This is a genomic window from Photobacterium sp. GJ3 (assembly GCF_018199995.1).
In the GTDB taxonomy this organism is placed as follows: domain Bacteria; phylum Pseudomonadota; class Gammaproteobacteria; order Enterobacterales; family Vibrionaceae; genus Photobacterium.
On sequence record NZ_CP073578.1, the window covers coordinates 1,670,500 to 1,695,055 of the forward strand.

Annotated in this window: 19 protein-coding genes; 8 read left to right on the top strand and 11 right to left on the bottom strand. The window is 49.2% G+C overall.

Annotated features, from left to right (window positions below):
- Positions 1-43: 43 nt before the first annotated feature.
- From KDD30_RS07400 to folE, 8 genes are all read right to left on the bottom strand, one after another.
- Positions 44-268 (bottom strand): hypothetical protein, encoded by a 225-nt coding sequence (locus KDD30_RS07400; protein WP_211649686.1) that lies wholly within the window; start codon positions 266-268, stop codon positions 44-46.
- Positions 269-931: 663 nt separating this feature from the next.
- Positions 932-1,369 carry a GNAT family N-acetyltransferase gene (locus KDD30_RS07405; RefSeq protein WP_211649035.1) on the bottom strand — a complete coding sequence of 146 codons (438 nt, stop codon included), beginning with the start codon at positions 1,367-1,369 and terminating at the stop codon, positions 932-934.
- A gap of 95 nt (positions 1,370-1,464) precedes the next feature.
- Positions 1,465-2,832 carry a hypothetical protein gene (locus KDD30_RS07410; protein WP_211649036.1) on the bottom strand — a complete coding sequence of 456 codons (1,368 nt, stop codon included), beginning with the start codon at positions 2,830-2,832 and terminating at the stop codon, positions 1,465-1,467.
- Between the two features lie 238 nt (positions 2,833-3,070).
- Positions 3,071-4,504 (bottom strand): hypothetical protein, encoded by a 1,434-nt coding sequence (locus KDD30_RS07415; protein ID WP_211649038.1) that lies wholly within the window; start codon positions 4,502-4,504, stop codon positions 3,071-3,073.
- Positions 4,505-4,731: 227 nt separating this feature from the next.
- Positions 4,732-6,129: a peptide MFS transporter gene (locus tag KDD30_RS07420; protein ID WP_211649040.1), complete on the bottom strand. Its 1,398-nt coding sequence runs from the start codon at positions 6,127-6,129 to the stop codon at positions 4,732-4,734.
- Positions 6,130-6,544: 415 nt separating this feature from the next.
- Complete coding sequence (locus KDD30_RS07425; protein WP_211649049.1) at positions 6,545-7,954, bottom strand: FAD-dependent oxidoreductase; 1,410 nt, start codon at positions 7,952-7,954, stop codon at positions 6,545-6,547.
- 149 nt (positions 7,955-8,103) lie between these two features.
- Complete coding sequence (locus tag KDD30_RS07430; protein WP_211649057.1) at positions 8,104-9,807, bottom strand: murein L,D-transpeptidase; 1,704 nt, start codon at positions 9,805-9,807, stop codon at positions 8,104-8,106.
- Between the two features lie 399 nt (positions 9,808-10,206).
- Positions 10,207-10,860 carry a GTP cyclohydrolase I FolE gene (gene folE, locus KDD30_RS07435; protein WP_211649059.1) on the bottom strand — a complete coding sequence of 218 codons (654 nt, stop codon included), beginning with the start codon at positions 10,858-10,860 and terminating at the stop codon, positions 10,207-10,209.
- Positions 10,861-11,043: 183 nt separating this feature from the next.
- Between folE and moeA the strand changes: the two genes are divergently transcribed.
- Both moeA and moeB read left to right on the top strand, forming a co-directional pair.
- A complete protein-coding gene (gene moeA, locus KDD30_RS07440; protein WP_211649068.1) occupies positions 11,044-12,279 on the top strand; it encodes a molybdopterin molybdotransferase MoeA in 1,236 nt (411 codons plus the stop codon).
- 22 nt (positions 12,280-12,301) lie between these two features.
- The gene (gene moeB / locus KDD30_RS07445; protein ID WP_211649077.1) at positions 12,302-13,048 is read left to right on the top strand and encodes a molybdopterin-synthase adenylyltransferase MoeB; all 747 of its coding nucleotides are present in this window, start codon (positions 12,302-12,304) and stop codon (positions 13,046-13,048) included.
- Positions 13,049-13,125: 77 nt separating this feature from the next.
- Here moeB and KDD30_RS07450 read toward each other — a convergent pair whose 3' ends face one another.
- Both KDD30_RS07450 and KDD30_RS07455 read right to left on the bottom strand, forming a co-directional pair.
- Entirely contained in the window at positions 13,126-14,742 is a 1,617-nt protein-coding gene (locus KDD30_RS07450; RefSeq protein ID WP_211649080.1) for an ABC transporter substrate-binding protein, read from the bottom strand.
- Positions 14,743-14,961: 219 nt separating this feature from the next.
- The gene (locus tag KDD30_RS07455; RefSeq protein ID WP_211649089.1) at positions 14,962-15,801 is read right to left on the bottom strand and encodes a S1 RNA-binding domain-containing protein; all 840 of its coding nucleotides are present in this window, start codon (positions 15,799-15,801) and stop codon (positions 14,962-14,964) included.
- 275 nt (positions 15,802-16,076) lie between these two features.
- Between KDD30_RS07455 and KDD30_RS07460 the strand changes: the two genes are divergently transcribed.
- Together KDD30_RS07460 and KDD30_RS07465 are read left to right on the top strand one after the other, a co-directional pair.
- Positions 16,077-17,420: a hypothetical protein gene (locus KDD30_RS07460; RefSeq protein WP_211649091.1), complete on the top strand. Its 1,344-nt coding sequence runs from the start codon at positions 16,077-16,079 to the stop codon at positions 17,418-17,420.
- A 131-nt stretch (positions 17,421-17,551) separates the two neighbouring features.
- A complete protein-coding gene (locus KDD30_RS07465; protein WP_211649093.1) occupies positions 17,552-19,021 on the top strand; it encodes a YdiU family protein in 1,470 nt (489 codons plus the stop codon).
- 39 nt (positions 19,022-19,060) lie between these two features.
- Here KDD30_RS07465 and KDD30_RS07470 read toward each other — a convergent pair whose 3' ends face one another.
- Positions 19,061-19,954 carry a putative PEP-binding protein gene (locus tag KDD30_RS07470; protein ID WP_211649095.1) on the bottom strand — a complete coding sequence of 298 codons (894 nt, stop codon included), beginning with the start codon at positions 19,952-19,954 and terminating at the stop codon, positions 19,061-19,063.
- 234 nt (positions 19,955-20,188) lie between these two features.
- Here KDD30_RS07470 and KDD30_RS07475 point away from each other — a divergent pair, with 234 nt between their 5' ends.
- The 4 genes from KDD30_RS07475 to KDD30_RS07490 all read left to right on the top strand — a co-directional run bounded on the left by KDD30_RS07475 (position 20,189) and on the right by KDD30_RS07490 (position 24,535).
- Positions 20,189-21,250: a 3-deoxy-7-phosphoheptulonate synthase gene (locus tag KDD30_RS07475; RefSeq protein WP_211649104.1), complete on the top strand. Its 1,062-nt coding sequence runs from the start codon at positions 20,189-20,191 to the stop codon at positions 21,248-21,250.
- A 72-nt stretch (positions 21,251-21,322) separates the two neighbouring features.
- Positions 21,323-21,808: a YajQ family cyclic di-GMP-binding protein gene (locus KDD30_RS07480; RefSeq protein WP_211649106.1), complete on the top strand. Its 486-nt coding sequence runs from the start codon at positions 21,323-21,325 to the stop codon at positions 21,806-21,808.
- Positions 21,809-22,063: 255 nt separating this feature from the next.
- A complete protein-coding gene (locus tag KDD30_RS07485; RefSeq protein WP_211649108.1) occupies positions 22,064-23,677 on the top strand; it encodes a glycoside hydrolase family 19 protein in 1,614 nt (537 codons plus the stop codon).
- Between the two features lie 240 nt (positions 23,678-23,917).
- A complete protein-coding gene (locus tag KDD30_RS07490; RefSeq protein WP_211649116.1) occupies positions 23,918-24,535 on the top strand; it encodes a DNA-J related domain-containing protein in 618 nt (205 codons plus the stop codon).
- Positions 24,536-24,556: the final 21 nt, after the last annotated feature.

The window sequence follows — 24,556 nt, forward strand, 5'->3', positions numbered from 1 at the left end:
CGAACCCAAGGGGTTCAGCTGTAACAACACAGGTCATCAGAGATTATTCAGGCGAAATACATTCGACTTTTTCAGTCTCTGATAAATCTGAATGCTTTGTTGTGTCTTTCACTTTCTGTTTTTGATTGTTCAGGCTGGCTTTGCGGCTGAGGTAGATTCTGAGGGCTTCTTGCTTTTCAGCATAGGTCAGTCCCTGGCAAATCACGCCTCTTTCTTCCAAAGCACGAATGAGTCGTTCGTCATCAGGCTGTGCCTGAGCAAAGCTCATCAGAGGAAACAACGAGAAAGCGATGAATAGACATGCACCTTTCACAGCTCACCCTCCTTTTGTAAACAATGTGTAACAAAATATATGCAACGATTTTGTCCAACAAGCGGGCAATACAAGACAAGTGGCTGAATATCACATCTTCAACAGATTGAGTGAACTATCAACTTTAGAGTAAATACTTAACATGTGATTTTTAAAGCACTTTCCCAGCATAAAAAACCACAACCACACCTTATCCTCACGCACAAAAACCAATCAAATTGCATATCAGCCATTTATGACTCGGTCACATCTTTATATCCACATAGAACGAACCAATGATAAAAACAGCGTCAAAGTGAATAGAAATTTTTGGACGGTCATCATTTAACCTGTTGATTATTCTTTGAAGTGAGTCGAAATATTGCTTCCATTTCAATAAAATAGTTCAAACATATGAATATCAATGAAACATGCGAATAAAAATGGAAGCAGCTGAGATAAATAAGAACTTTATCCCGTGAACAAGATTGCATGAATTGCTGCGCGAGTTCATTGACTGAAGCGCATATGAAGCTGTGGTTTTCCGCAAGTATAGGCAAAAGATGGAATCAGGGGATCCCAAACGGAAAATTCCCCCAGCAAAGCAAGATCATTCGGGAGAGAATGAGGTTCAGGAGGTTATGTCAAAGGCAGGGCAAACTTGTAAGATGTCCGGTGAAAACCCGAATGTTCGTAGAAAACCGCTGTTTGCTCACGTATTTCGGAGCTGGTGACTTCCAGACAGACACAATCTTGCTCCGCCGCCAGTAGCCGGGCATGCGCCAGTAGTTCAGTGCCGATCCCCTGCCCCCGATAGCTGTGTTCAACCACAAGTGCCGTGATCCGTGCATACCGGGCAGCCGCTGGCAGATAGTCAAAATAGACCAGAGAGATCAGCGCAACAAGCTGATCGTTTACTTCTGCCACGACGATCGTTTCAGAGTCCGAGTCAGCCACATAAATCATGTGCTCGAGCCGTTTCGGATCGGTCTCATAACCCAGCTGGGCCATCAAACGTATGAGGGCAGATGCATCGGCAGGTGTTGCGGGACGGATGTGAAGCTGAGGTGAATGCATGAAGAAATCCTTTTGATGAAGTGAGAGCTCGGATTCGGTTTTCCATACCTTACCCCAGTTCCCACTTCATCGTCATGCCGTTCCAGATGAAAGGTTTATTGCCAATGCTTGTGTAACGCTTTCGCTAAAGCTTTGTTCTGTGTCATGAGGATAGTCTGAGGATTGTCATTCACAATGTTCTGCTTCAGCAACGTGACCCCAGCCTTTGATGTATCTGTATCCAGAATCATTGTGTTGTTATTGCTGAACTCAATTGTGAGGGTCTGGAAACTCTCGTTTGGATCGGATGTAAAACCCCACTCCGCTTCATAGGCGTCCGCCCCCATCGGATTGATCGACACACGGGTGGCAGAAAGAAAGACGAGCTCATTGAGTTCAGGCACCGGAGGCTCTTCTTCTTTTGCTTCTGGTCCGGCGGCATCTCTCAGGAGGTACCAGATTTGCCCCGTGAAATCCTCTTGGGCCAGATCAGTGCTCCCGTTCAGATAATCCGCCTCGGATTGCCAGAACGTCAGAAACTTCTTCGAAGGATCATGATAGACATAACCCAAGGCGATATCCGGGGAAACATACACAAAATCGATCTTCGTTTCTGGCTGAGAAGCCATGGTCACGGATGTACCTGAAACCTGATAATCCGTACCTGCCTGAATGTAACCAATACTGCTGCTGGTAATTTTTCCATCCGTAAATGTGAGATGGTGTGGGATATCAATTGAAGCATTGAGCCACTGCAGGAATTTCACGCCCGTATTTCCTTCGAGGAAGGGCTGGATTCCTTTCACACGCTCAGACTGACTGAACTGTCCGTTCTTACCCAGCGTTAAAGTGACGGTATCAAAATCGACCTGATTATTTTCCAGTTCCTGAATTTTGTTTTTCAGGTTCTGAATCCAGATTTTCTGCCCTTCTAAATCATTTTCAGACAGCGTTGCTCCGAGCATCGCATTCATCGTCCGCGCATACAAATGGACTTTCTTGGCATCAGGATTCGACGATTTTAACGCCACATAGTCCTGACTGAGCAGATTGGCATCCAGATTCAGGCTGGCCGCGTAATCAGCAAGGCTTTGACCGTTTAAATACGCCAGCGTCGAAAAAGGGCTCAGAATGGTTTGGCCAGCGGGGGCATAGAGTTCAGCATCCTGCCAGACAAAACCTGGATGATCACTGTCTGAAGATTCACCGGCAATCACTCTGGCAATCAACGGGTACTGGCTGTCACTTGCAGAAATGATGATTTGACCGTTGCCATTGGTTTTTTCAATCAACAGTTCGCCTGTATCACAGTGCGCATTGCGATTTCGGTCGACACACAGTTGCGCATTCGACAAATAACCGTCAATCACCTGAACAGTGACCTTGCCGTCGAGATTCTTCCCATCGTCATTATCTGAGTCCGAACCCCCGCACCCAGATAAAATGGCTGCTGTCACCACAACCGATAAAAGCGATTTCCTCATACGCAACCCTCACATTCAAAGCTGAATAAATATCAAACAATATTCATCTAGGTTATGAGTTTATGGCGCCATATGTCCACCCACGCATAACGACAGCGTGCGTGTAATCGAATACACACTTTGAGAAGCAGGTCGCAAGAACGCAAAAATTTACATGGAGTATCAGATAAAGAGAAACGGAAGCGCACTTATTCGCTTGACTTCATTCCGTTTCTCTTTGTGGAACTACAATATGACGCTATTGCTGCCAGGCTTGATAAATGGCTTCCGCCAATGCTTTATTCCGGGTCAGAAGCACGATAGATGCCGCATCGACCTCGCCTTCATCGAATCTGATGTTCATCATCTCTTTGGCAATCACAATATCCTGATGATGAAACAGCGTTTGCAATACCATACCTTTTGCACCCGCTAAGCTCTCTCGCAATGCGATGTCGCCATAAGGGATCCGGATGATTTGCATGTAAGGCGGGTTGTTCGGATTGGGCAGTTCATTCTTTGGCACGATGGTCCAGCTGGCATCAAACGCCGCTTCCCCACGCGGCTGAATTTCAATTTGGCCCTCAGTACCGAACCTGATCTCTGTGAATGCAGGTTTCGATGCCGCGGCTCTGCCATCCCGGATACTTGCCAGATCACGCAGGTGATACCAGGTCTGCCCGACAAAATCGTCTGCCGTCAGATACGTATTATCGCCACTGGCAACATCTCGCTCCGACCAGACACTCAGCAGATTATAGGCGTTGGTATTCTGATCGCGATCAGGCGTCATAAAACTCAGGGCAACCGCATCATCCACATAAAGAAAATTGGTATGCAGCAGATCCGATTTCAGTTTCAGGCCTGTCACTTCATATTCAGACGTAAAGCCTGTCGCAGGATCATGAATCGTGCCATTCTCGAAGATATTTTTCCGTGGCTGGTATTCGAAGGTATTCAGAAACGTTGTGTACAGGGTTCTGCTCTCCAGATACCCGGCTAAGTCTGTAAAACGCGCGGAACGGGTAACCGTCCCCTGTGCATCGACTGACAAATCAACGGTACCCAGATCCACATTCTGATTCACCAGGTTCTGAATAAAGGCTTTCAGTTCCTGCACCTGTACTTTCTGGGTTTCTGTATTGTTGGCCGCTAAGGTGCTCCCCAGCATCTTCATGATAGAACGTGCGTATAAATGAATTTTTTCAGCTTCGGGATTGGTCGCTGCCAGTGCCACGTAATCCTGAGTCAAGAGGCTGGAATCCAAATTCAGGCTGGCCGCAAAGTCTAACATCGTTTGTTGGTTGAGATGTGCCATCGTCGTGAAGGGTGACAGGAACAGGCTTCCGGCTTCGGCATAAAATTCAGTATCCTGCCAGACCACATCGGGCTGATCGTTGTCTGACGTTTCACCGGCGATAATACGGGCAATGAGCGGATACTGGCGGTCCTCAGCTGAAAGGGAAGTCTGCCCCTTCGTATCCGTTCTTTTGGCAAGCAATTCGCCAGCATCACAGGCTTGGTTACGGTTTCTGTCAACACAGACTTCGGCATTCGAGAGATAGCCATCGATCACCTGAATCGTGACCGCTCCCTTTTCATCCGGATTTGGTCCGGCATCAGAATCAGAACCCCCACCGCACCCCGCCAGCATGACCGCCGGAATCACAACGGCTAACAGCGACTTTTTCATACACGACTTCCCTTTCCATATGGGTCAAAATAATGCAACAATTTGCAAAGGGTATGTTTCAGACTTTCAATGTGTCCAATGGTTTATATTCACGTCGTGATTGTAATCGTATACAGGAAGTGAGAAGTAGCTCGCAATACCAATAAAATATGAATTCAGAATTTCACGGATAAAAAAACGGGAGCCAATGCTCCCGTGATTCAAACTCACCCTGACATGTTGGCAGGTTAGGCTTCTACTGGTTTGCCATTTGGCCCAGTTTCCGGCTGTGTGGCGACTTTCCCTTCTGCACCATGCATCCAGCGGATCAGTTGATTCGAGAATACGACCAGAATCAGACCAGATGCTGCGGCAGTCAAAGCAATACCACCGAAGATGGCTAATGGGCCAGATTCACCCACGTGTGCACCAATCATACCGGCAACATAGTTTGCAATGGCGTTGAAACCGAACCACACGCCCATCATCAAAGACGCCAGGCGCAGTGGCGCAAGTTTGGTGATCATCGACAAACCAATCGGGGACAGACACAGCTCACCCATGGTGTGGAAATAGTACGCGGCCACAATCCACAGCATGGAAGTTTTCGCTGTCATGTCATCACCTTGCTGCAGCACCGCACCAACCATACACACAAAACCAATGGCCAGCAGGAAAAGTGCAATCGCAAATTTAATCGGTGAACTCGGTTCCTTATCCCCCATTTTCACCCACAAAGAGGCCAGTAAAGGTGCCATCGTGATAATGAATAATGGGTTCAGGGACTGAAACCAGGCCGTTGGCACTTCAAAACCACCAATCATCCGGTCGGCATATTCCTGCGTGTAAATGTTCATCAGGCCACCCGCTTGCTCAAAGCCAGCCCAGAAGACAACCACAAAGAGGCCCATGATCATGATCACTTTCAGGCGATCAATCTCCTGCTTTGTTAACACCTGATTTCTGCCTGTCTGAGACATTGACGCCGCACGCTTGGCTGCAGGGACCTTGCCCACATCACCCAGTAGTTTTTCTGCAAACAGCATCTGAAATACCAGGCTGAACACCATACCAATCCCTGCTGCCAGAAAACCGGCTTTCCAGCCATAGGCAGCTGTTGCTGCACCCGCGACAATCCCTGCCAGCAAGGCACCCAGGTTGATCCCCATATAAAAGATGGTAAAGGCACCGTCACGGCGATGATCACCTTCTTCGTACAAGTCGCCAACCATGGTTGAAATATTTGGTTTAAACAGACCGTTACCCACGATCAGTAACGCGAGACCTAAATAAAAGGCTGTGGTTGCATTGGGGTCAACCATAGAATGAGGTAAGGCAAGCGTAAATTGACCCGCCGCCATCAGCAGGCCACCGATAATAATAGAACGACGCTGACCCAGAAAATTATCTGCAATCCAGCCGCCGATCAGGGGTGTGATATAAACCAGACCCGTATAAATACCATAGAGACTCAGTGCGTCTTCAGTGGACCATCCAAGACCACCACTGACAGTTTTATCTGTCAGATAAAGTACCAAAATGGCACGCATCGCATAGTACGAAAAGCGTTCCCAAAGTTCAGTACCAAACAGCAGGAACAAACCTTTAGGGTGCCCAAACAGGGTCCCACTTCCTTTGTTGCTCATAATTATTCTCTTCGTTGAGGTAGATATGTATCCATAAATCCGCCCCATTTTATAAATCACAAAGTAAAACACTGCAAATATTAACATTAACAGAACAAAACACGAACAATTTAAGTTTTTGATTTATAAGGATTAAATTTATAGACTCAAATGTGAAACATTACTTTCCACCTCAACGTAAGAATAAAACACCAAAATCATGAGTCTAGCGATATGAAAAACCACATCTATTTAGAGTATTGGTTTTTTATTTTATTTTTTACACTCATTCATAGAAATGGCGCATTACAGGACAAGCGTGCAAAAAACATTCAGGTTCAGTGCTTTTAAAATACGTACATTTTGGCAACACGATGAATAAAAAAAGCAGGCTTATTCACCTGCTTTGACGCGCATCATTGATCCAGGATGAAAATCAGGCCTTATCCGCTTTCCCTGCAAAATTTGCGAATTTTGCCAATTGACGGTCTATCCATCGGGGCGTTTCGTGCTTATCTTCCGCGAACTCTTTGCGGCGAATCGCATTCCTGACAAGATGCGCTCCAAACCAGCGGAATGGCTCTGGTGGAAATTCGCTGACAGGGCCGGTAGCCAGCGGGGAGCGCGTCCATTCATTGTCTTCGCCTAAGATCAGCGAAGAAAGAATCTGTCCGCCGATCCAACTCTGCACCACACCATTACCGGAATATCCCAAGCCGTAAACGATGGCAGGATTCTCCGGAAAACGACCAAAGAAAGGCATCCCGGTTGCAGAGCGGTCAGATGCGCCTGTCCAGGTCGTTTCGATGGCTTCCGGGCCGATTGCAGGGAAAAAGCGCTGAAACGCTGAGCGGAGAATCTGCTGATAACGGCTGGGTTGATCGAACACGGCAGACATTCGGTTCGCAAATGCAAAGTAGTTACCGCCCTTCCCCAGCATCAGTCTGCCATCTGGCGTTGAGCGGTAATAATGGACAAATGTTCTGCCATCCACCACGCTTTTCCCATCGTTCAGACCGAGTTTTTCCAGCTGTGTTGGGATCGGACGCGTGATGGCCATATCTGAGGACACCAGCACAACCGTATTTTTCAGTGCAGGAAATACTGCCGGAGTCCAGGCATTGAGTGCCACAACTACTTTTTTAGCTTGAATCTGTGCTTGTGGCGTCGAAACGGTGACCGGAAACGTGTTGCTGTCCATCGCCGTCATCGGTGTTTGTTCATAAATCCGGACGCCCATTTCTTCAGCGACTCGTTTCAGTCCTCTGGCCAATAACGCGGGCTGAACACTGGCGGCAGCCCCAGAGAAGTGTCCTTCAAGGTGTACGTCTGAACCAGCCGAAGACTGAACCCGCGAGGTTTCCCAGGCTTGCCACGCATTGATCCCAGCATTGTCTAGCGCAGAAAGCACTGGATCAAGGTTCCCCATTTGTGCCGGATTCGTTGCCGTATAGAGGGTGCCGTGTCTGCGCAGCTGTGCATCAATCTGATGGTGCTGGCAAAAAGTATCAATCGCTTCGACGGCCTGTTCAGAAGCCATGACCAATCGTTTGGCTTCTGCTTCGCCATAATGCTTTTTCAGACTCAGATATTTCGTCGACCAGGTCAGCATACAGCCACCATTCCGGCCTGAAGCACCACTGCCACACAGAGACTTCTCTATCACGGCGATCTGAAGCGACGGCTCCTTTTGCTTGAGCTGAATCGCAGTCCACAATCCGGTGTACCCCCCGCCCAAAATGCAGACATCAACCTGAATATCCTGCTGTAAGACGTTCACAGCCGCATCCGGCTCACGCGCCATTGCCTGCTGAAACCAAAAAGAACTGTGCTGAGAAGTATGCATCGGATCACCAAGTGGTCTATACCAAGATGGCGTTACTTTACGCAACACAATGGGTTGACTCAAGAGGTCAACGGACCTTGCCACAGAAAATTCATCGAAATGAAAAATGCCCCGTTCATCGGGGCATTTGAGAGCTTGGCTCGGAACACTCAACGATAACGATTCATCGCAATATAATCGTGCTCTGCAGGCACTGAGGATTCATCATCATAACCATAGATATCCTCCCGGATTTGCAGCCGCCCCTGATCATCCAGCCAGGCGGTACGATAAATGAAATCAACAGCCAGTGTTTTTCTCAAATTGATGGTTGCTGTCGTGCGCTTGCGCAGCAGGTTCTGATAGCTGGCACTTTGCCCTGCCCGTTGACGTTCCAGCAAATAATTAGCCAAATCATGTGCACGTTCCACCCGGACACAACCCGAGCTGAAGTCACGTTTACTTCGGTTGAACAAACGTTTTGCCGGGGTATCGTGCAAATAGATTGAATAATCATTGGGCATCATAAACTTCACCTGACCTAAAGCATTGCTTGGACCGGGCCGCTGCTGAAATTCATACGGGAAGTTACTGGCCGACACCGTGCTCCAGTCGATCTGGCTGGGATCAATGGATCCAGCATCACTCCATCTGGAGACCATTCTCATATTATGTTGCGCCAGATAATCCGGTGAACGCTTCAGGCTTGGGATCACATCTTCTTCTTTAATCGTTTCCGGCACATTCCAGGTCGGATTCACCACCATATGATTGATCGCAGAGGAGAATAAGTAAGTTGGCCGTTGGCTGCGTCCGACAATCACTTTTGACTCAAACACAACTTTATCTTCATCCAGTATCCGCAGCATGAATTCAGGAATATTCACCTGCAGCACCTCCCCCGGATAATGACGCTGCAAAGCACGGCTTCGCTGCATATTCAGCGCCAGTAACTGCGCCACCTGCTGGTAGGAACGTGTCAGATTGCGGGCGGTTGCAGGACCAATAATGCCATCATCCTGCAATCCGTGACGCTGTTGGAAACGGCGAATCGCTTCATGTAGAACCCCACGGTTGGCATAAGGATCGCCAATCCGAATGATGCCAGCGGCGGCATCTTCAGGCTGGGCGGAAGCCAGGTTGGTATAGTCCTGGTCAGACAAATCCCCATACACATTCAGCATTTTTGCCAGCTTTTCACCACGCGGGATCGGATCACCAAATTCTATCGCAGGCCTGCCAGAGAGGTGAACACCATGGGGGGCTTGCTGCTCCAGTACATTCATCTGCGCAACCAGTCGTTGGAAATTCTCCTCCACCGGCCGGAGCTGTTGTAACTGAGCCATCGAGACTGGCAAGCTGAATGCCGGGATGCTTAACTGATCCTGTGCTGTCAGCTGAAATACTGCAGACCGGTACAGTGAGCTGGGATCCCGTTCCATTTTTGCAATCACGGCCTGATAAACTAGATAGGTATCCGAGGCCAAGAGATCAAATCCTCTTGAATCCCGATCCGCCCGGAGTTGCTTCAATTCCTGCAATCGCTGCATCATCCCCGGAACCCGGTCACTTTCCGCCAGTGCCGACAGTTGCAGGAAAAACTCCTCCACAAGACTTTCATCCAGCCAGACAGGCATGAATTCATGGCTCGCATAAAGATTCTGTAACTTATCAGGGAAACAGAGCTGATCCGTCTGTGCCGGACAAAGCGACCGTGAGCTGTGCAAGGTCAGATCAGCTAAACCATGCCGCCCCAACTGAGGGGTGAATACACTGGCAGAGACGATCGCCGTGGGCACAGCAACAGGCCGGATCATCCCCTCCTCGGCAAACACGGACGCGGTCGAAAGCAAGGCCGTAAAACCAATCAACAAACCCATTCCTGAAACACGTCGTTCCGATACCCTGTAACGTTTAAAATAACGCATCACTGACAACCCCAGATTCAGTTAAGCGTGAATGAATGCACCTGAACTCTCCCGCAACGTCTTTGGATAAGTCCATGGCATCAGGTATTCACAGCACGGTTGGAAGTTTCTTAGTTCAAGTTTATGCAAAGACAAATGGTGACGGTGTTCAAATTTTAATAATCGCTAAACTAAAATCTCACCACAGGTGAACAAAGAAGTGTCAGGTTAATCATCGGTGATTTTTACCTGAAATATCATACAAGATTTCGTAATTTATTCTTGCGGATATGGATGGTAGCAGAAAGAAGCCAATACAATGCGTCACTGTATTGGCTTCTTCAAACTTTCAGAAAAAGACTATGGTTAACGTAAACCGTGCAGGAACTCCGCCCGAGTTGCAGGAATACGTTTAAAAATACCACCAAGCGCTGTTGTAGTTGTCTCGCTGGTTTGATCCATCACACCCCGGGCTTTGACACAATAATGGGTCGCATCAATACGCACGGCAACATCATCACTTTCCAGCAGCGTTTGTAACGCAACCAGGATTTGTTGTGTCATGCGCTCCTGAACTTGCGGTCGCTGTGCAAAGAAACGCACAATCCGGTTAATTTTAGACAAACCGATAATTTTCCCGCGTGGGATATACGCGACGGTCGCCTTGCCATCAATGGTCACTAAATGGTGTTCACAGGTGCTGGTTAGCGTAATGTCTTTCACACGAACCATTTCGTCACAGTTCATTTTATTATCAATCACTGTGATTTTCGGAAAGTTGGCATAATCCAATCCGGAGAAGATTTCATCCACATACATCTTCGCGATGCGTTTTGGGGTATCCATCAGACTGTCATCCGTCAGATCCAGAGACAGCAACTCCAGAATCTCACGCATGTGGTATTCGATACGCTCTTTTTTCTCGGCCTGATCGACGACTTTATCTGTCATCGGTGTTTCCAGCCCACGTGCTTCAAGCGCCTGACGGACTTTCAATGCTGATTCGCTTAATGCTGTCATACTCTCCTCCAACTGGCTCAGGCCGGGGTTCAAGCCTGTTCTGCCTTGCCAGTAAACACTGAGCCCGAAGGATACCCGTATTTCAGATGAATTACACCCCGAAATTGTTCGGGCCATTCGTTCTGCAGAGATTTTTTTGTCATAATAGTCAGCAATTAAGCATATCGACGAAGGAAGAACATCATGGGCGTATGTGAGGCACCAGGCCTGATGCCGGTTGAAGAAGCAATCCAAAGAATGCTGGATGTTGTCCAACCCATCAGCCATACAACACACTTACCACTTGAAGAGACCCTTGGACGAGTCCTCGCTGCTGATGTGATTTCGCCCATCAATGTCCCGCCTTTCGCCAATTCCGCCATGGATGGTTACGCGGTGAAACGGGCTGAACTCGATGCCCGTGACACACTGACACTGGCAGGCCAGTCTTTCGCGGGTACCCCGTTTTCCGGTGAATGTCAGCCCGGTCAATGTATCCGCATCATGACAGGTGCTGAATTACCCGCGGGTACAGATACCGTGATCATGCAGGAAGAAACCGAAGCGAATGGCGATCAAATCCGCTTTCTGGTTCGCCCGCGCGCTGGCGACAATGTCCGCCCCGTCGGTGATGATATTCACCAGGGAGAAATCGTCGTTGCCAAAGGGACCCGAATGACGGCAAGAGAGCTTCCCTTAATTGCTTCGCTGGGCATTGCGGAAATCCCGGTGGTTGCGCGTCCGAAAGTGGCCTTCTTCTCCACCGGCGATGAACTGCGCCCGCTGGGTGAACCGCTTGCTACCGGACAAATTTACGACAGTAACCGGTACGGCATTCGCGCACTGCTGAAACAGTTTGGATGTGAGGTACTGGATCTGGGCATCATTCCGGACGATCCGGTGCAACTCGACGCAGCATTTACCCAAGCCACCAGCGCGGCAGATGTGTTGATTACTTCAGGGGGTGTAAGCGTCGGCGAAGCCGACTACACCAAGGATATTCTGACCAAACAAGGCGAAGTTGGCTTCTGGAAAATTGCCATGAAGCCCGGCAAACCTTTTGCGTTCGGAAAAGTGAATGAAACCTGGTTCTGCGGGCTGCCTGGCAATCCCGTTTCCGCCATGCTGACCCTGTATCAGATTGTCCAGCCAATGCTGGCACAGCTTTCAGGCCATACTCAGTATCAGGGGCCGCAACGCCTGCCTGCTGTCGCTGGCACCGTTTTCAAAAAACGTCCGGGGCGAACAGACTTCCAGCGCGGGATCTACCGGGTGAATGCGCAGGGCCAGATTGAAGTCGTAACCACAGGCAATCAGGGGTCCGGGGCATTCAGTTCCATGCATCAGGCGAACTGTCTGGTGATTCTGGAACAGGAACGCGGCAAGGTTCAGCCCGGTGAAATCGTGACGATTGAGCCCTTCAACGCCACCATGTATTAACAGACGGTAAGCAGGAGTCAGAATGGAAGAATTATCTGATCAGGAAATGCTGCGCTATAACCGGCAAATAATTTTGCGGCAATTTGATTTTGAAGGACAGGAGGCACTGAAAGCCGCCCGAGTCCTGATTCTTGGCGCTGGTGGCTTAGGCTGTGCTGCCAGCCAGTATCTGGTCGCAGCAGGCACTGGTCACATCACCCTGATCGATGACGATAAAGTTGAACTGTCAAACCTGCAACGGCAAGTGCTGCATCACGATGAAACCGTTGGCATGCTGAAAGTTGAATCGGCAAAACTGGCGCTGACACGGCTGAACCCGCACAGTCAGATCGACACCATTGCTGAACGATTGGATGACGCCGCCCTGCTGGCTTTGATTCAATCGCACACCCTGGTTGTCGATTGCTCTGATAATTTGCTAACCCGAAATCAGCTCAACCGCTTGTGCCATCAAACGCAGACGCCTCTGGTGTCTGGTGCCGCCATTCGCATGGAAGGTCAGGTTTGTGTCTTCACCTATCAAGCGGAAGAACCCTGTTATGCCTGCCTGAGCAGCTTGTTCGGAGAACAGAATCTAACTTGTGTTGAAGCCGGTGTCATGTCGCCGCTGGTCGGTATCATCGGAGCCGTTCAGGCCATGGAAGCCATTAAAGTGATTTCAGCCATGGGAACGCCTGTCACCGGAAAAATTCTGATGTTGGATGCCATGACCATGCACTGGCAGGAAATGAAGTTAATGAAACAGCCCGCCTGTCCGGTGTGCAACTGAAATCAATGCTGAAAAAAAAGAGCCTGTATCAGGCTCTTTTCTCATTCGTTGACGCACCCGTTTTCGGGCACGCTCACTTACTTCATCAGGTACAGATCACGTGTATATCGGTATGCTGATGCATTTGTGGTCGAATATCCCCCGACTTTCGGCGACTTTACGACGGTTTTGGTATAGAAATAAAGCGGAATCGCAGGCATCTCTTCCGAGAAAATCCGCTCGGCTTCCTGATAAAACTTGTTCCGTTCTGTTTCCGATGTTGCCGCCAGTGCATTGGCCATAGCCTGATCATACGCCGGGTTAGCCCAACGGGAATAGTTCATCCCTTTGCTTTCAAAGTAAGACAGGAAAGTCGACGCTTCGTTGTAATCTCCCACCCAGGCATAACGAGCCAGACCAAAATCTTTCTGTGCCAGCTTTTCTAAGAACGTTTTCCATTCCTGATTCGCCAGATCCACTTCAACCGGCAGGCTTTGCTTCCACATGGACATCATTGCCAGCGCAAGTTTTTTATGCGCTTCATTAGTGTTGTAAACCAGCTCAAATTTCAGCGGCTTATCTTTACTGAAGCCCGCTTCAGCCAGCAATGCTTTTGCTTTCTGATTCCGCTCTTTCTGGTTCAGTTTGGACCAAGGCAATACCGGGGCATCAAAACCAGCCACTGCAGGAGGCGTCACACCGTAAGCAGGAATCTGCCCCTGACCCAGAATAATCTTCGTTACCACATCCCGATCAATGGCATACGCCAGAGCTTTCCGCACACGGACATCATCAAACGGTTTCTTCTCTAAATTGAACAGATAGTAGTAAGTCGCCAGCGACGGCATGGTCAGTAACTCATCCGGACGCTCTTTTTTGATCTGCTTATACTGTTCCAGCGGGAAAGTCGATGTAATATCGATTTCACCGGTTCGGTAGCGGTTGTATTCAGCCGTTTGGTTTTCAATCGCGAGGTAAGCCGCTTTATTGATCACTGTTTTGGCGTCATTCCAATATTTCGGATTTCGCACCAGATCAATCCGCTCATTCACAACCCAGTTGGTCAGCGTGTATGCACCAGAACTGACAATATGTTCCGGACGTGTCCAGTTGTCACCAAATTGCTCAACAACCTTCCGGTACACCGGGAAAGTCGATGGATGAGACAGTGTTTTCACAAAATAAGGCGTTGGCTGCGTTAACGTGAACTGGACGGTGTGTTCATCCAACGCTTTCACGCCCAGCGTTTCTTTTGCTTTTTTGCCGTCTGTGATTTCAACTGCATTCAGGATATTGGCTGTTGCCAGATACCAGGAATAAGGCGCTGCTGACGCCGGATCAGCATTTCGCTGAAAGCTATACACAAAATCGGCAGCCGTCAGGGGTTCACCATTTGACCATTGCAGGCCGTCTCGCAGATGGAAAGTCACGGTTTTACCGTCCGCTGAGGTTTCCCAGTGCGACGCTAAAGCCGGAATAATATTCCCTTCCGTATCTTCTGTGACCAGACCGTCAAACAGATCGCTGATGACTTTGCTGCTGGAGTCATCTGTAGTCATGGTCGGATCAAGCGTTGGCACCTCAGTGCCCAGGCTCCAGACGATTTCCTGTTTATCTGCTAATTGAACGCCAGCCGGGACTTCGGCGGCAAAAGTTGCACCAGAGAGCAGCAGCGTAATCCCTGCTGCCAGTGCTTTCATCTTCATTCCTTGCATGTTTTTTCCTTGTCACACGAGATGATGTCAGGTTGATTGACCTTGGATGGGCACCTAACACGCTGACGAATGATGGCTTCATTCCTTAGCCACCCCGGCCTCCCCTCAAGGGACAGGCCCAACCAGACAAACATACGCTGATTATGAAAACGAGGGAATAACATGCGTCACAAAAAAGCCGGCGATGATCACCGGCTTGAGACAAAAAATGCAGAATCTTTAGTTATCGTTGAGACGAATGCCACCATTTTCGATCACGATCAGTCCTTTCTTATAGAGACCACCGATCGTTTTCTTGAAGGTCGCTTTGCTGGTCCGGAACACCTGGAAAATATCTTCCGGTGAGGATTTATCGCTCAGTGCAATAAAACCACCCTGCCGTGCCAGCTCAGACAGAATTTTATCCGCTAAATCATCAACTTTTGCCTTACCGGCTTTTTGCAGCGACAGACTGATTTTGCCATCAGCCCGAATTTCTTTGATGTAGGCTTTCAAACGTTTACCGACAAACAGTTTGCCGAACGATTCAGTTTTGAAGATCAGACCCCAGTGCTGATCTTCAATCACGGCTTTATAACCCAGGTCAGACACTTCTGCGATCAGCACCTGAACTTCCTGGCCGACTTGATACTGTGGCGGTGTTTTGTCCAGAAAGCGGTTAAATTTGGTGGAACCGACAATGCGGCCAGAAGCTTTGTCCGTATAAACGCGTACCATAATCTTCTGGTCGACTTCCAGACGACGACGCTGCTCACTGAATGGCACCAGCAGATCTTTCTCCAGCCCCCAGTCGACAAAAGCGCCGACGCCAGAAATGCCCACAACCTTGAGCTGCACAAAATCACCCACTTGAGCCAGCGGTTGTTTGGTTGTTGCAATGATCTCATCATTCGAGTCGAAATAGACGAATACTTCCAGCGTATCTCCCAGAGATGTTCCTTCAGGAACGGACGACTTCGGCAGCAAAATATTGCCAAAATCCTCACCACCATCCAGAAACACGCCAAAATCTACCATTTTTACGACTTCTAACGTGTTGAACTGACCAATTTTAATCATAAATATGTCACTCTCAGGGTAATATCATCCGGCGACTATCCGCCTTGGTCTCCCGATACTGCACGGACTGTCAGCATTCAGTGAGTACAGCAGCGGCTGCGCAATTTTCGAATCGCGTATTATACGTGATGTTGATTCCGCCTGCCTGACCAAAATGGGATTTTCTGAGCAAAAAAACCGCTTTCAAGCCATAAGTGATTGTCAAGTGGTGCTATTTCACCTCGTGTTCAACTAGAATTACTGAATTACATAAAATTGAGAGGAATATCCGTAAAGTGATCACCGTTGAAAAGAAAGATGGCCATAACCTGAAGTTGTCCCATGTCATCCATGAGGCAAAAAATCGTCAGCTTGATATTTTTCTTTTTATCCCCGGTGAGCTTGGCCTGAATGCCAATATCATGGCGGAAGACGAGTTCTACCATAACGTGATTCACGGCAAACGGACCTACTTCAGTGATGTTCACCACCTGCCACTGGTTCACAGCCGGTTAGCCAGTCGGGGAAACCTGTCTTCGGGGCAATATCGTTTAAGCCTGAGCCTGTTTGCTTACCAGTATGCTGTCGCTTTAGAAGAAACCGTCCACCAGTTGCTGGATGATAAAGTCGAACGAACGACAGAGGAACTGGAAGAGATTTTGCAGGTTTCATCCGGGATCCTGAAACGGCTTCGCCGGAATGTTCCGAGCGATGAAGAACTGCTGAAATACTATCAGAACATCGACAATTACCTGTCGTGGTTTACCGAACAACGCTTCTTATCGCTGGTTGCACACCTGCCCCGGGCAGAAAATTATGGCGAGATCAAAAACCAGTATCTGGAGTTTTGTCAGTCTGAATCGGATCATCGCTTAACGAATCACTACAACTCAGAACGCGCCTCGGCCGATCCAACCCGGATGTCGAACAAAATGCGTCTGCTGCGGCGTTTAATTGAGTACCCAGTTACCATGAAAGAAAACACCATAGAGCTCGGGAATACCACCAAGAAAGTGGTGACTGGTTTTGCGGCAGGCTTTGTGATGATTTTTGTCACCATCATGCTCATTGAGGCACGCGGTGTCCTCGGCGACATTACCGCATCTTTCATTTTGGTCCTTTCCGTGATTTATGCTGCCCGCGAAGTTTTCAAGGATGACCTCAAACATGCTTTGTGGCGGTGGGTCCGTAAGGGCAAACCCAAGTGGCGAAAACAGTTTATCGACAGCAACAGTAATCAGCTGATCGGACGACAGCTTGAATGGCTGGAATATTTGAAATACGACGCGCTGGAAGATGACGTCAAAAAAGCCCGGAAGCACAAGGTTTCAGCGAAAGAAGAAGCCATTCTGCATTATAAAAGCACCACGCGAATGTCGACGACCAAATTTCTGACTGGCTACGAGCAAACCAAAGAATCCATTTTGTTTGATCTGCGGTTTCTGTCCACGCTGATGGAGAAAGGCTCTCAAAAGATTTATGTGGTGCGGGATGGTCAGGTGGCACGCGAGTCCGTAGAAAAAAGGCATCTGGTGAATCTGATCACCCGTGAAAGTGACGAAGGTCAGGCGCCCAAAATTCAGCGTTGGAAAATCATCCTGAACCGTTCCAAAATCGTTGACATTGAAGCAATTGATTAAGCTCAAATTCACTGACAGCCTTATCGGCCTCTTCTAAGATCAGTAGAGGCCCACAACCCTACTTTTTGTCTCTTGTTAACCGGCCACATCTTGTTACCCTAGTGGTCTATTTCTTCTTCATGGCGGCACGCATGCGAAAACTCTCCGAACTGATTTTCAATAACACTTACAGTGAGTTACCCAGCCATTTCGGGACACGCGTGATCCCACAACCTTTGGATAACCCTTATCTGGTCAGTGTAAATCCTCTCATCTGCGATCTGCTTGAGCTGGACCCGGCAGAAGCCGGCACTGCCGATTTCGTGGATGTGTTTACCGGCAATGACGATTTGCCCGGGTTTGAACCGCTGGCCATGAAGTATACCGGCCATCAATTTGGCCAGTATAATCCGGACCTTGGGGATGGACGGGGGTTACTCATGGGTGAAACGCTGACCTCCGCCGGAAAAAAATGGGATATTCACCTGAAAGGTTCCGGGCAGACGCCTTATTCCCGTATGGGAGACGGACGCGCCGTGCTGCGCTCCAGTATTCGGGAATATCTGGCCAGCGCAGCCATGAAAGGACTGGGGATTCAAACTACCCATGCGCTGGCCGTTTTCGCCAGTGACACCCCTGTTTACCGCGAGAAAACCGAAAAAGGTGCGACGCTGGTTCGGGTGGCAGAAAGCCATCTGCGATTTGGTCACTTTGAATACTTGTTTTATACCCAGCGCCATGATGACCTGAAGCTACTGGCAGATTACCTGATCAAACACCACTTCCCAGACTTACGGGTACATACCTCCCCTTATGCAGCCATGTTTCAGCGCATTGTCGATTTAACCGCTGTCCTGATTGCCGACTGGCAGGCTGTCGGGTTCGCTCATGGCGTGATGAATACCGACAATATGTCGGTCCTGGGGCTGACGTTTGATTACGGCCCTTACGGATTTCTGGATGACTATGTCCCGGGATTTATCTGTAACCATTCGGATTACACAGGCCGATACGCTTTTAATCAACAACCATCGATTGCAATGTGGAACTTATCTGCACTGGGCTATGCGCTCACGCCATTGCTGGATAAAGAAGCGATCGACACAGCCCTGCACAGTTATCAATCCAGACTCCAGCAGGAATACAGCATTCGTATGCGAAACAAGCTGGGACTGATGGCGCGACATGAATCAGACAGCGGCCTGTTCAGCCAGATGTTTGACTTACTGGCCAGTCAGTCCGTTGACTACACCTTGTTTTTCAGAACACTGACGGGCATTCCGGCTGAAGCGCTTTCTGAAAGCGCTCCTGCATTTTCGGAACTTGTTTCGGACCTGTCTCCGCTGCAAACCTGGCTGAACACTTATGCCAAACGACTGACCCTTGAAACTCAGGAAGACAGCGCGCGTCAGAGACTGATGCAAATGCACAATCCAAAATTTATTCTGCGAAATTACCTGGCACAGCAAGCCATTGAGCGAGCGGAAAACGGCGATCACCAGATGGTTGAAGATCTGCTACACGTACTCGCCAATCCTTATGACGAGCATCCGCAATTCAGTCATCTTGCTGTCAAGCCCCCCCAATGGGGAAAAACACTGGAAATCAGTTGTTCTTCATAAATCATGGCAACAGGCGCTCAATTGAGCGCCTGAAGAAAACTAACCCTGCAATAGCCGGGAGACATCCCGCTCCTGAAGCCAGCGCTGGCATTTTGCCGACTGGCGTACAGATTCACTGATGAGCAAGGTGCAGGGTTTACTGACTGCCCGGCTCATTTTCAGCGCATGCTGAGCCTGAAATAACACGGCATCATGATCGTGAACAGCATAATCCAGCGCCTGATTATCCGGATCAGTCGCCAGTGTAAAACTGGCCAGCTGCGGCATATCCACAACCATGCCATCAAAATAATGCAGGAACTTATCTGCCATCAGTGCATTGGCGGGTAAATCACACATAAAATACACCTGCAGCCCCGATTTTCCCCGGAACAATCCATGCTCGGCCAGCAAGTCATGGACAGAAGCCGCATCACTGTATGTCCGGATAAAAGGCACAACAATAGCCAGTGGCAAATCCCCGGTCACATGCCGGAGACGTTTCACGATCCGGCATTGCAAAGCAAAGATTTCACGCCAGGCCGGATGGAGATAACGAGACACACCCCGCAGGCCCATCATGGGATTATCTTCAGCCAGAACAGACGGTTCCATAATTTCTGCCCCGCTCAACTTGAGCTGAAGAACCGGTTGAGTGATCCCGGCAGCAATATGCTTTTGCGCAAAATCAGACAGGGCAGCCACGAGCCTATCCACCCGCTCCTCCGTTGCTGACTGATTGTTTTTTATCCGGTTCAAATCTGCCTGTTGCTGCGCATTCGGGGTATCGGGGCAGCAAAACGCCGTAAAATCGATACCAACCTCCTGAAACAACCCCTCCAGCGCAACCAGACCAATCTTTGCAGCTTCAGCGGTCGGCACGTTTAATTGGGCACAAGTTGAAGCAATCCCCCATGTTTCAGCCTGTGTTAACTGTGTTTGCGAGCCTTCCATGTCTCGATTCTCCCTTACGATAATCCGCCAGTTTGACTATTTTTAATGCATCAACATAGCAATTCTTTTTCGTGCCTGACAATCTTGAATTGAAGACATGAAGAGGATTCATCAGAATGAATGACGCAGCCCAGAGCGCCGTAAACACAAGACAAATGAAACGTTTGGTTTATTCCTGAAGGCTTTTAAGCTATCTTTACCCGTCATGATGTTATCCCTGAATACAGGCGTATTATGCCAAGAAAAACCGATGAACTTCGCACTGTGAGTCTGGGTCGGATGCCCACCCCGGATGAAGTCGAAGCCGCGCACCCCATAACAGATGCCATTGCCGATCACGTTGATCAATCCCGCCTCGACATCGAAAACATTCTGACCGGAAAAGACCAGCGACTGCTTGTCATCGTCGGCCCCTGCTCTGTTCACGATCCGGAAGCAGCTCTGGACTATGCACAACGTTTACTGGTGCTGAAACAGCAATATCAGGATCAGCTTTGCATTGTCATGCGCACCTATTTCGAAAAACCACGGACTGTGGTCGGCTGGAAAGGTCTGGTCTCAGATCCCCATCTGGATGGTAGTCTGGATTTAGTTGCTGGCTTATATAAAGCCCGAAAACTTCTGCTCGATATCAACCAAATGGGCATGCCCACGGCAACTGAATTTTTAGATATGATCACCGGCCAGTATATTGCAGATCTGATCAGTTGGGGGGCGATTGGTGCCCGAACCACAGAATCACAGATTCACCGTGAAATGGCCTCAGCCTTGTCTTGCCCGGTTGGCTTTAAAAACGGCACCGACGGGAACGTGAAAATCGCCATTGATGCCATTCGGGCAACCCGGGTTCCGCACGTTTTCTGCTCCCCGGCCAAAAATGGTGACATGACTATCTACAAAACGGCGGGCAACCCGCATGGCCATATCATCCTCCGTGGCGGAAAAATGCCAAACTATCATGCGGAAGATATTCAAGCAGCCTGCACGGCACTGGCAGATGTCGATTTACCGACCCGTCTTGTGGTCGATTTCAGCCATGGGAACTGCCAGAAACAACATCAGCGTCAGTTGGATGTCGCCGCCGATATCTGCCGCCAGATCATGGATGGCAGCCTGTCTATTGCGGGAATCATGGCAGAAAGTTTTCTCGTGGAAGGCAACCAGTCTCTGGAAGAGGGATTGCAGCATGGCCTGACATACGGACAGTCCATCACGGATCCCTGCCTGAGCTGGGAAGACACTGTCGATATGATTAAAATGCTGGCATCTGCCGTAAAAACCCAGCAAGCGCGCTGACACTCACTACCTTTTCGCCCGGGTTTTATGTTATAAAGCGCACATTAAACAATGATGAGCAGGAATTAAATCATGCCTTCTTTTGATATCATCTCTGAAGTCGATACTGTGGAATTGAAAAATGCAGTCGACAACAGCAACCGTGAACTGGATACCCGGTTTGATTTTCGGAACGTTGAAGCGTCTTTCAGTCTGAATAAAGAGGTTGTTAAAATCTCTGCAGAAGCTGAATTTCAGGTCCTGCAAATGCGTGACATCCTTCGTGCGAACCTCGCCAAACGTGGCGTAGATGCACGTGCCATGGAGCCTAAAGAAATTGTGCATTCCGGCAAAACCTTTTCTCAGGATGCCGTGTTTAAGCAAGGGATCGATACCCCCATTGCGAAACAAATCGTCAAGCTGATCAAAGACTCCAAGATCAAAGTGCAAGCATCCATTCAGGGTGAGCAAGTTCGTGTCACCGGGAAAAAGCGTGATGATCTTCAGGCTGTGATGGCTTTGATCCGAAATTCTGAAGAACTGGACAAACCTTTCCAGTTCGACAATTTCCGCGATTAATCTCCCAGTACACTCGACAGGAAGGCAACCTCAGTCTTCCTGTTTAAAACAATACCCTCACTTTTTATCCACCACCAATTAAGTTATTGCTCAGTATCACAGATTCAGAGCAACGACTCAGTACATACACTCAACCCCGTTGAATCCTCTCGCATATTGTTCATTCCCTGCAGGAAAATTCTTCTGAAAGGGTTACCTTGAAACAGTCTATTTTTCCGGCCAGTTTGCCGGGTTACTGCACTTAAGGAACCAATCATGAACAATCGCTTCCCACAAAGGACGCTCAAGACCTTACTGGTCAGTAGCGCCTTATTTTCGGCCAGCGTTCTGGCCACCGCGAATTATAATGCCAGTGGTGTTTATCAAGCTGGCGAACAGGTCGTCTATCAGGGTGTCACCTATCAAGCGCTGCGACTCACAGAAAATGAAGCACCGGACGCTTATTTGAACGATGCATGGCAACCTGTGAACACGCAGGTTGCCTCTGCCACTGCCAGTTATCCAGCTTATCAGGCCAGCGCCGTCTATGTGGGTGGCGATCATGTCTCTTACAGTGGCCAGATTTACAAAGCCAAATGGTGGACACAAGGCGAAGCGCCGGATGCATCCCCCAGCACTGGTGTCTGGGAATGGGTCAGTGTCGACAACAACCCGGATCCAGGCCCAGGTCCCGGACCTGATCCAGAGCCAACGCCGGATCCTGCCAACGGAATCATCGGCCAGAACCCGGATGGCAGCTACATCATGAGCAAAGCCTTTCTGGATGCCCGTGAAGCTGAGCTGACCAGCGCTCCGGAATTCACCAAAGTGCTTGAATCGATTAGCACACGTGATAACGCCATTGTGGATGCCGTCCTTCCCGGCGCTTCAACCAATCCGGATAACGTGAAACGTGTCGAAACGCTGATCAACGAACAAAAATGGGATCAACTGTTTCCAGAACGTAATGCAGCCTATACCTACACCAATTTCCTGAAAGCCGTCGCAAAGTTCAAAGGATTCTGTGCCACGTATACCGACTCGCGTGCTGCACAGTCGGATGACATTTGTGCGAAATCCCTGGCGGTGATGTTTGCCCACTTCACCCAGGAAACCGGCGCGCATAACCCGCACTCCCCGTTTGAAGAATGGCGACAAGGTTTGTACTTTGTCCGTGAAGCCGGCTGTTCGGATGATCCGTCATCCTGTGGCTATAACAGTGAATGTGCAGCCACCAACTGGCAGACTGAACAGTGGCCATGCGGTAAAAACCCTGACGGCAGCTATGTGAAGTACTTCGGACGCGGCGCGAAACAGCTGTCTTACCATTATAACTACGGCCCGTTCTCCGACTTCATTTTCAATGATGTCAATGTGCTGCTCCAGGATCCGGATCGCGTTGCCAGCAGTTGGCTAAATCTGGCATCTGCTGTGTTCTTCTTTGTCTATCCGCAGCCCCCGAAACCTTCAATGCTCCATGTGATTGATGGCACCTGGCAGCCCACCGCAACCGACATCGCTGAAAAGCGTGTCCCCGGCTTTGGCGTCACCACCATGATCATCAATGGTGGCATTGAATGTACGCTGGAAACGGAAAAACCGCAGTCAGTCAATCGTATTAAATACTATCAGGGCCATGCTGCAGCACTGGGTGTGCCAGTTCCTGCCGATGAACAGCTCGGCTGCGCAGGGATGAAAGCCTTTAAGAAAACCGGCGACAGCACTTTTGGCCTGTACTGGGAAAATGACTGGAGCTACAACCCGAATAATCCGGGTGGCAGCAGCTTCGCCTGCCGGATCGAGTCAGGCTACCAAACCGCGCATACTACTTTGAAAAAAGGCGACTACGCCAAGTGTGTTCAGAAATACTACGGCGTCACGATTGAGTAATCGTTCGACCTGATTTCAGGCACCTGCAAGCCGGGCTGAATCATTCGCCCGGCTTATTTTTTATTTGAGCCATCACTTTATTTCATACGAATAGTGCTCAGGCTGTGACACTGATTCCCCTATCTGTGATTTACCGAGAGATTTCTTTCTGTCCTGGACACGAGTTTGCTAGAGTCCAAGTGTCTGATCCTCAACAAAACAGCTTTGGATGACTTTACCTGATAACGAACGGAAATTTGCATGACTCTGCCCGAACGCCACAGCGATGAACAACCGGAAAACCCGCTGATCTGGCCTATTCTAGGCATCCTGGAAAAACAGCATGATGGCTGGATGGTTCATACTCTGGCCGATGCACTCAAGCAGCAGGACTTGATGAAAACGCTGGATGACGCGCCTGATCAGGACTTATTCAAGCGCAATTTTCTGCTGATGAATGCCCTGTACCAATTGCAGGAAATGCTGTTACCGGAGCAGTGGTTGCAAGCGCATGCAATGGATATCCGGCTGATGGCCAACACAGGGACACAGCAGATTGATACAGCGGATCCACTCAGAGAATACTATCTGGACTGGCAAAACTATGAAACCGACGGAGATGCCATTCGTGAACTGCTGTCTTCGTTCTGGAAACGCTATCAGCAGCATATTGGCCAGCGCAATGTCAGCAATAATGTTTCCTGGCAACACGATCTGGCCATTTTAGAACTGCCGGCTGACGCCAGTCCGGTTCAGATTCGCCGACAATGGCGCAGACTGGCACTACGCTGGCACCCCGACCGCCCTTCCGGCGACAGCGACAAGTTTCGTGAAGCCTGTGAAGCCTGGCAGCGCATTCAAAGCCGGTTACACAGCTAACCAAGCCTGTGAATGCCGAAC

What these genes read in the sequence shown, in the direction of transcription:
- KDD30_RS07415 (WP_211649038.1), bottom strand. Translation starts at nt 4,504, where the DNA reads ATGAAAAAGTCGCTGTTAGCCGTTGTGATTCCGGCGGTCATGCTGGCG.
- KDD30_RS07485 (WP_211649108.1), top strand. Translation starts at nt 22,064, where the DNA reads ATGAACAATCGCTTCCCACAAAGGACGCTCAAGACCTTACTGGTCAGT.
- moeB (WP_211649077.1), top strand. Translation starts at nt 12,302, where the DNA reads ATGGAAGAATTATCTGATCAGGAAATGCTGCGCTATAACCGGCAAATA.
- KDD30_RS07425 (WP_211649049.1), bottom strand. Translation starts at nt 7,954, where the DNA reads ATGCATACTTCTCAGCACAGTTCTTTTTGGTTTCAGCAGGCAATGGCG.
- folE (WP_211649059.1), bottom strand. Translation starts at nt 10,860, where the DNA reads ATGACAGCATTAAGCGAATCAGCATTGAAAGTCCGTCAGGCGCTTGAA.
- KDD30_RS07420 (WP_211649040.1), bottom strand. Translation starts at nt 6,129, where the DNA reads ATGAGCAACAAAGGAAGTGGGACCCTGTTTGGGCACCCTAAAGGTTTG.
- KDD30_RS07450 (WP_211649080.1), bottom strand. Translation starts at nt 14,742, where the DNA reads ATGCAAGGAATGAAGATGAAAGCACTGGCAGCAGGGATTACGCTGCTG.
- KDD30_RS07455 (WP_211649089.1), bottom strand. Translation starts at nt 15,801, where the DNA reads ATGATTAAAATTGGTCAGTTCAACACGTTAGAAGTCGTAAAAATGGTA.
- moeA (WP_211649068.1), top strand. Translation starts at nt 11,044, where the DNA reads ATGGGCGTATGTGAGGCACCAGGCCTGATGCCGGTTGAAGAAGCAATC.
- KDD30_RS07490 (WP_211649116.1), top strand. Translation starts at nt 23,918, where the DNA reads ATGACTCTGCCCGAACGCCACAGCGATGAACAACCGGAAAACCCGCTG.
- KDD30_RS07475 (WP_211649104.1), top strand. Translation starts at nt 20,189, where the DNA reads ATGCCAAGAAAAACCGATGAACTTCGCACTGTGAGTCTGGGTCGGATG.
- KDD30_RS07410 (WP_211649036.1), bottom strand. Translation starts at nt 2,832, where the DNA reads ATGAGGAAATCGCTTTTATCGGTTGTGGTGACAGCAGCCATTTTATCT.
- KDD30_RS07400 (WP_211649686.1), bottom strand. Translation starts at nt 268, where the DNA reads ATGAGCTTTGCTCAGGCACAGCCTGATGACGAACGACTCATTCGTGCT.
- KDD30_RS07405 (WP_211649035.1), bottom strand. Translation starts at nt 1,369, where the DNA reads ATGCATTCACCTCAGCTTCACATCCGTCCCGCAACACCTGCCGATGCA.
- KDD30_RS07465 (WP_211649093.1), top strand. Translation starts at nt 17,552, where the DNA reads ATGCGAAAACTCTCCGAACTGATTTTCAATAACACTTACAGTGAGTTA.
- KDD30_RS07480 (WP_211649106.1), top strand. Translation starts at nt 21,323, where the DNA reads ATGCCTTCTTTTGATATCATCTCTGAAGTCGATACTGTGGAATTGAAA.
- KDD30_RS07470 (WP_211649095.1), bottom strand. Translation starts at nt 19,954, where the DNA reads ATGGAAGGCTCGCAAACACAGTTAACACAGGCTGAAACATGGGGGATT.